7 protein-coding genes are annotated in these 7,260 nt (G+C 69.7%); 4 read left to right on the top strand and 3 right to left on the bottom strand.

The window, feature by feature from the left end:
• Positions 1–1,269, top strand: a 1,269-nt coding sequence (locus VFM98_RS14710; RefSeq protein ID WP_325110659.1) for a CoA-acylating methylmalonate-semialdehyde dehydrogenase, incomplete at its 5' end; no start/stop codon positions are given.
• A gap of 158 nt (positions 1,270–1,427) precedes the next feature.
• Positions 1,428–3,062 (top strand): GMC family oxidoreductase, encoded by a 1,635-nt coding sequence (locus tag VFM98_RS14705; RefSeq protein ID WP_325110658.1) that lies wholly within the window; start codon positions 1,428–1,430, stop codon positions 3,060–3,062.
• Positions 3,063–3,080: 18 nt separating this feature from the next.
• On the opposite strand, the gene VFM98_RS14700 is transcribed toward VFM98_RS14705, so the two are convergent.
• The gene (locus tag VFM98_RS14700; protein WP_325110657.1) at positions 3,081–3,869 is read right to left on the bottom strand and encodes a hypothetical protein; all 789 of its coding nucleotides are present in this window, start codon (positions 3,867–3,869) and stop codon (positions 3,081–3,083) included.
• Between the two features lie 2 nt (positions 3,870–3,871).
• Complete coding sequence (locus VFM98_RS14695) at positions 3,872–4,870, bottom strand: hypothetical protein (protein WP_325110656.1); 999 nt, start codon at positions 4,868–4,870, stop codon at positions 3,872–3,874.
• 465 nt (positions 4,871–5,335) lie between these two features.
• On the opposite strand from VFM98_RS14695, the gene VFM98_RS14690 reads away from it, so the two are divergent.
• Together VFM98_RS14690 and VFM98_RS14685 are read left to right on the top strand one after the other, a co-directional pair.
• Positions 5,336–6,094: a sulfite exporter TauE/SafE family protein gene (locus VFM98_RS14690; protein ID WP_325110655.1), complete on the top strand. Its 759-nt coding sequence runs from the start codon at positions 5,336–5,338 to the stop codon at positions 6,092–6,094.
• A gap of 62 nt (positions 6,095–6,156) precedes the next feature.
• Positions 6,157–6,708, top strand: coding sequence for a DUF2946 family protein (locus tag VFM98_RS14685; RefSeq protein WP_325110654.1), 552 nt, complete (start codon positions 6,157–6,159; stop codon positions 6,706–6,708).
• A 99-nt stretch (positions 6,709–6,807) separates the two neighbouring features.
• Here VFM98_RS14685 and VFM98_RS14680 read toward each other — a convergent pair.
• Positions 6,808–7,260: c-type cytochrome (locus tag VFM98_RS14680; RefSeq protein ID WP_325110653.1), on the bottom strand; the 453-nt coding region annotated here is incomplete at its 5' end.

Here is a 7,260-nt window from a genome sequence, read left to right as displayed (position 1 = left end):
CGCGACGAACTGGCCCGCATGATCACCGCCGAACACGGCAAGGTGTTCACCGACGCGCAGGGCGAGGTCACCCGCGGCATCGACATCGTGGAGTTCGCCTGCGGCATCCCGCAGCTGCTCAAGGGCGACTACACCGACCAGGTCTCCACCGGCATCGACAACTGGACGATGCGCCAGCCCCTGGGCGTGGTGGCGGGCATCACGCCCTTCAACTTCCCGGTGATGGTGCCGATGTGGATGTTCCCGGTCGCCATCGCCGCCGGCAACACCTTCATCCTCAAGCCCAGCCCGCTCGATCCCACGCCTTCGCTGCGGCTGGCCGAACTGCTGAAGGAAGCGGGCCTGCCCGATGGCGTGTTCAACGTCGTCCAGGGCGACAAGGACGCGGTGGATGCACTGCTGGAGCACCCGGACGTGAAGGCGGTCTCCTTCGTCGGCTCCACCGCGATCGCGCAGAAGATCTACGAGACCGGCGCCAAGCACGGCAAGCGCGTGCAGGCCCTCGGCGGCGCCAAGAACCACATGGTGGTGATGCCCGATGCCGACATGGACCAGGCCGTGGACGCCCTGATCGGTTCGGCCTTCGGTTCGGCCGGCGAGCGCTGCATGGCGATCTCGGTCGGCATCCTGGTGGGCGAGGCGGCCGACCGGATCATGGACAAGCTCGCCGAGCGCACCCGTTCGCTGAAGGTGAAGAACGGCACCGAGGCCGATGCGGAGATGGGTCCGATCGTGACCTCGGTGGCGCACCAGCGCATCACCGGCTACATCGCCCAGGGCGAGACCGAGGGCGCGAAGCTGGTGGTGGACGGGCGCAAGTTCCAGGGCGCGGCGGCCGGCGCCGGCTGCGGCGAGGGCTTCTGGCTGGGCGGCACGCTGTTCGACAACGTCACGCCCGACATGAAGATCTACCAAGAGGAGATCTTCGGGCCGGTGCTCGGTTGCATGCGCGTGAAGGACCTGAAGGAGGCCGTGGACCTGATCAACGCCCACGACTACGGCAACGGCGTCGCGTGCTTCACGCGCGACGGCAACGTGGCGCGCGAATTCTCGCGCCGGATCCAGGCGGGCATGGTGGGCATCAACGTGCCGATCCCGGTGCCCATGGCCTGGCACGGCTTCGGCGGCTGGAAGAAGAGCCTGTTCGGCGACATGCACGCCTACGGCGAGGAAGGCGTGCGCTTCTACACCAAGCAGAAGTCGATCATGCAGCGCTGGCCGGAAAGCATCTCGAAAGGCGCGGAGTTCGTGATGCCGACGGCGAAGTAAAGGCAAGGGAGCCGGACTTCCGGCCGCAAAGGACGCGAAGATACGCAAAGGACGCAAAAAAGACAGAAGCCTTGAAAGGCATTTTTTGCGTCCTTTGCGTAACCTTTGCGCCCTTTGCGTCCGGTTGTTCTTGTGTCGTCTGGAGGAGGCAGGAGGAGATGAGCTACAACAGCTTCGACTACGTCATCATCGGCGCGGGCACGGCGGGGTGCCTGCTGGCGAACCGCCTGAGTGCCGATCCGAAGAAGCGCGTGCTGCTGATCGAGGCAGGCCGGCGCGACGACTACCACTGGATCCACATCCCGGTCGGCTACCTCTATTGCATCGGCAACGAGCGCACCGACTGGCTGTACTACACCGAGCCGGACGCCGGCCTCAACGGCCGCAAGCTGCGCTATCCGCGCGGCAAGACGCTGGGCGGCTGCTCCAGCATCAACGGCATGATCTACATGCGAGGGCAGGCGCGCGACTACGACGGCTGGGCGCAGCGCGTCGGCGATGCCAGCTGGCGCTGGGAGCACTGCCTGCCCTACTTCAAGAAGCACGAGGACCACTACAAGGGCGCCGACGCCGCGCACGGTGCCGGCGGCGAATGGCGGGTGGAGCGGCAGCGCCTGCGCTGGGACGTGCTCGATGCCTTCGCCAAGGCGGCGCAGGAGTTCGGCATCCCGCACAGCGAGGACTTCAACCGCGGCAGCAACGAGGGCGTCGGTTACTTCCAGGTCAACCAGAAGAACGGCTGGCGGTGGAACACCGCCAAGGCCTTCCTGCGCCCCACGTGCTACGGCCGTCCCAACTTCGAGCTGTGGACCAATGCGCAGGTGACGCGGCTCTTGTTCGAGACGCTGCCGGACGGCACCAAGCGCTGCACCGGCGCGGAAGTCTGGACCGGCGAAGGCATGGAGAAGGCGCTGGCGCTGCGCGAGGTTCTGCTGTGCGCCGGCAGCATCGGCTCGCCGCAGATCCTGCAGCTCTCCGGCGTCGGCCCGGCGGCCTTGCTGCGCGAACACGGCATCCCCGTGGTGCAGGACCTGCCCGGCGTGGGCGAGAACCTGCAGGACCACCTGCAGATCCGCGCCGTCTTCAAGGTCGATGGCGTGGCCACGCTCAACACGCTGGCCAACAGCTGGTGGGGCAAGCTGAAGATCGGGATGGAATACGCGCTGAAGCGCAGCGGCCCCATGAGCATGGCGCCCTCGCAGCTCGGCGCCTTCACGCGCAGCTCGCCCGAGCAGCCCTATCCGAACATCGAATACCACGTGCAGCCGCTGAGCCTCGATGCCTTCGGCGAGCCGCTGCACGGCTTCAACGCCTTCACGGCGAGCGTCTGCAACCTCAATCCCAGCAGCCGCGGCTTCGTCCGCATCCGCAGCAACCGCTTCGCGGACGCGCCGGCGATCGCCCCCAACTATCTCAGCACCGAGGAAGACCGCAAGGTGGCGGCCGATTCGCTGCGCGTCACGCGCCGCATCGCCGCCCAGCCGGCGCTGGCGGCCTTCAAGCCGCAGGAGTGGCGCCCGGGCGTGCAGTACCAGAGCGACGAGGAGCTGGCGCGCCTCGCCGGCGACATCGCCACCACCATCTTCCACCCGGTCGGCACCACCGCCATGGGCGCCGACGACGACCCGATGGCGGTGCTCGACGCCCGCATGCGCGTGCGCGGCATCGGCGGCCTGCGCGTGGTGGACGGCGGCGCCATGCCCACCATCACCAGCGGCAACACGAACGCCCCGATCCTGATGATGGCCGAGAAGGCCGCGGAGTGGGTGCAGCAGGACGCGCTGCGGCACTAGGCCGCAGCGCCTGCGTCGTCAGAAGCTGCGGGTGACGCGCAGCGCCACGTCGTCGATGGCGATGCGCGGCTGACGCACCGTGCCTACCGGCACGCCGGCCCGCCGCAGCGTCTGCACCGGGCTGGCGGACTGGCGCGCATGCGACCACGCGAGGCCGAAGCGCCAGGGCGAGTCGGGCCGGTTCGCCTCCAGTCCCAGCACGAGTTCGCGGCGCCGGCCGCCGCGCAGTTCGGCGTCGTCGAACAGCCCGCCGAACCCGACGTCGAACCGGTGGTAGGCGCTGGCGCGCAGTTCCACCGACGGTTGCCATTGCCAGCCGGCGGCCTCGAGCGTGCGGGTCCAGCGCACGCCGGGCAGCAGCAGCAGCGAAGTCTCGCGCAGGCCGCGCGCCGCCGGCTGCGAGGCGATCTGGCGCCGCTGCTGCAGCGCCGTGAGCACCAGCCAGCCCTCACCCCAGCGCGCCGGCGCCAGCGGACGCCATTGCAGGGCGAGCTCGAGATCGCGGTGGCCGGCATCGGTGGCCAGCGGAACGCCGGCCTGCGTCTGGCCGCGGTAGGCCAACTCGCCGGCGGCGGCGGCAGCGATGCCGCGCAGGGCACCGCCACCGGCAAGGGCCATGGTGCCAGCCACCTCCAGCCGCAGCACCTCGCCGCTTTCCTTCACCAGCCGATGGCCGTCGTCAGCACGTTCGACCAGGCGGCGGTGGACGACCTCGGCCGACACCGAGGCCGCTTCTGGCGCGGCCTGCGCGCCGCCCGCGGCCGCGCAGCACGCCGCCAGCGCCGCGGCGATTCCGATCCGGCGCACCGTCAGCGCAGGGTCCGCAGCTGCGCGCGCGTGACGGTGCTGGTTGCTTCGGGCGTTCCGTCGCCGTTGGCGTCGAGCTTCAGCTCGAAGGTGTCGTTGCCGACGACGGTCAGCAGCAGCCCGGAGTTCTTGCCGGTGACCTGCAGGCTGCCGCCGATGACCATGCCACCGAAGAGCGTGTTCACCACGATGGGCTCCGGCGTGTTCAAGTCGAAGCTCACCAGGCCGGCGCCGATCCGCACGCTGTCGGTTTCCACCGTACCGGTCACCTGGATGCGGGACGTGTCCACGGTCGTGTGCTCCACGTGGTGCGTGTAGTTCTTCAGGGTCACGCGGTGGGTGTCGTTGAGTGCCGCATCCTTCCAGGACATCGACGGCGCCGTCAGCGTGACGCTGCCGAACATCGCGCTGGTTTGCACGAGCCGCAGGTCCATGCTGCCGGAGAGGGTGACGGTGTCCATGGTGAAGTTGCCCGCCGTCATGTGCAGCGTGAGGTCCTTCGGGTAGACCACCGAGTCGGGGTCGAAGCTGCCGGCCGCGATCTCGAGGCTCAGGCTGCCGTTGAGGCGCACCGTGCTGCCGTTGATGGTCTCCACGCAATTGTTCGCGGTGATGCTGACCGCATCGCCCGGGACCACCGCGGAGGGGCTGGAACTGGTCATCTTCACCGTGGCGGAGCCGCCGCCGGAGCAGGTTTCGCTGACCGTCTCCGTCACACCGGTGGCCATCGCCGGCGCGGCGGGGGCCATCGACAGCAGCTTGAGCGCCACCCCGCCGAGGAGGACCGGCCCCGGCAAGACGGAAGCCGCGGACACCTGCACGCCCGTGACCACGGAGCCGCCCAGGTCCGCCACCATGGAGCTCCCTTCGGCGACCTGCACGGCCTCGGCCGAGACGGCCTGCTGGTTATTCGAGGTGATCGTCAGCTGGGTCGCGACGGGCGCCGGCTCGTCGGAACCTCCCCCACCACCACCGCCGCAGGCGGCGAGCAGGGACACCACGACGGCGAGCGGAGGGAGCGCAGTGAAACGAAGAGCGAAACTGCCTTTGGACATGGACACCTTCCCGGAGATCGTTGTTGAATCGTTATGAAGCGGTCGAGCTTAGCCGGCGGGTCCGAGGCCCCTCTCACCCAGGAGGATGAAACGATGCGCGGGCAACACACCGGTCCTTGCGACACGTCAAGAAACCGTCAGCCAACGCAAACGCCTACCACAAGGCCGAGCCGGGAAATCCCGGATGCCCCGGGGCCCTGCGGCACGGTACAGTCCATGCACTCGCGTTGCGCCCCTGCGGTGCAACAGGACGAGGGACCGAGGAGACAAACCCCCAACAGAACACGAATATCGAGGGCCCCCTGAGACGGGGCGGCCCGACTCGAAGGCGCCGCGGATGCGGCGCCTTTCTTTTTTGCGGCTCAGCGTGCAGCAAGGCCCGCGCGCCGGCGGCTGCCACAATCCGGCGCGATGGAATTGCTGCTGGTGTCGCTGGCCTCGGTGCTGGCCGGGTTCGTCGATGCGGTGGTGGGCGGCGGTGGCCTGATCCTGGTGCCGTCGCTGTTCGCGGTGTTTCCGGGCGTGCATCCCGCCACCCTGTTCGGCACCAACAAGAGCGCCTCCATCTGGGGCACGGGCATCGCGGCGGTGCAGTACAGCCGCCGCGTGCAGGCCGACGTACGCAGCCTGCTGCCGGCCGCAGCCGCCGGCTTCTGCGGCGGCTTCGCAGGCGCCTGGGCCGTCACCGTGGTGCCGGCCGACTTCCTGCGCAAGCTGCTGCCGCTGATCCTGCTGGCCGTGCTGGCCTATACGCTGGTGCGCAAGGACCTCGGGCGCGAGCACCTGCCGCGCCTCACCGGCCGGGCGCAGACGCTCGCGGCCTGCGCGATCGGGCTGGCGCTCGGCTTCTACGACGGCTTCTTCGGCCCGGGCACCGGCAGCTTCTTCGTCTTCCTCTTCGTGCGCGTGCTGGGCTACGACTTCCTCAACGCCTCGGCCGCGGCCAAGGTGCTGAACACGGCGACCAACCTCGCGGCGCTGCTGCTGTTCGGGTTCAAGGGCCACATCTGGTGGCACTACGCCCTCGCGCTGGCTGCGGCCAACATCGTCGGCAGCCTGCTGGGCACGCACCTGGCGCTCAAGCACGGGGCCGGCTTCGTGCGCGGGATGTTCATCCTGGTGGTGGCCGCGCTGATCCTCAAGACGGGCTACGACGCCTTCCTGCGCTAGGAGCCTGGGCGGCAGAGAACGGGCCGGCACCGCCGACGCCTCCATCTCCCGATAATGCGCGGATGGACGACATCGTGCGCCAGGCCATGGCCAAGTGGCCCAACGTGCCGGACTGCTACGGCTGGCTGGGGCTGGACGAGCGCGGCAACTGGTACATGCGCGACGAGCGCGTGCAGGCCGCCGGCTCCTTCCCCGCGGCCAAGGGCTCGCTGCTGCGGCACGAGAAGCTGATCGAGTTCATCCACCGCAACTACGAGCACGACGCGCAGGGCCAGTGGTACTTCCAGAACGGGCCGCAGCGCGTGTACGTGGAGTTGCAGGCCACGCCGTGGATCTGGCGCGTGGCCTCGGTGGATTCGGTCAGCAGCCACACGGGACTGCCCGCGCAGGTGCGGTCCTGCCTGGTCGACGAGCAGGGGCGCCTCTACCTGGAGACCGACCGCGGTTTCGGCCTGGTGCACACGCAGGACATCGTGCAGGCGTCCGAGGCGGTGGAGTCCGGCCGCTGGGCACCGCAGGAAGTACGCGCGCAGGAACTTCCGGCGCGCTTCGGCTACGTGATGAGTCCGGCGAGCGCGCAGGGCCGGACGGGATCCCCGCCTGCGGAGGAGTGACGAGAGCCGGGACGGGATCCCCGCCTGCGCGGGGATGACGAAAGCAGAAACGACGAAGCCGGCGCACAGCCGGCTTCGTCGTCCTGGAAGCAGCGACGCTTACTTCGACGCGTTCACCATGTAGTCCACGGCGGCCTCGACGTCCGCGTCGGGGGCCGTGCTGCCGCCCTTGGGCGGCATCGCGTTCTTGCCCTTGATGGCGTTGGTGTGCAGCGTGGCCAGGCCCTGCGCGATGCGCGGCGCCCAGGCGGCCTTGTCGCCGAACTTCGGCGCACCGGCGATGCCGGCGCCATGGCAGACCGCGCAGGTCGTGTCGTACAGCGCCTTGCCGTTGCCGCCGGCAGCGGCAGCCGGTGCAGCGGCGGCAGCCGGTGCAGCAGCGGGCGCCGGTGCGGCGGCAGTGGCCGTCGCGGCAGCGGCCGGGGCTGCGGCGGGAGCAGCCGCGGCAGCAGGAGCAGGAGCAGCGGCCGGGGCTGCAGCGGCAGGCGCCGCAGACGCGCCCGCGGCCGGCGCCGGAGCGGCCGGCTCGGCGAACTTCGCGCCGGCGGCATT

It is taken from the genome of Ramlibacter sp. (genome assembly GCF_035706265.1).
Lineage (GTDB): Bacteria > Pseudomonadota > Gammaproteobacteria > Burkholderiales > Burkholderiaceae_C > Ramlibacter.
Note: the sequence above shows the minus strand (reverse complement) of the source record. Positions and strands in the feature narration are given on the sequence as shown.

Coding starts and splice junctions, on each gene's coding strand:
- VFM98_RS14705 (WP_325110658.1), top strand. CDS start 1,428: ATGAGCTACAACAGCTTCGACTACGTCATCATCGGCGCGGGCACGGCG.
- VFM98_RS14690 (WP_325110655.1), top strand. CDS start 5,336: ATGGAATTGCTGCTGGTGTCGCTGGCCTCGGTGCTGGCCGGGTTCGTC.
- VFM98_RS14685 (WP_325110654.1), top strand. CDS start 6,157: ATGGACGACATCGTGCGCCAGGCCATGGCCAAGTGGCCCAACGTGCCG.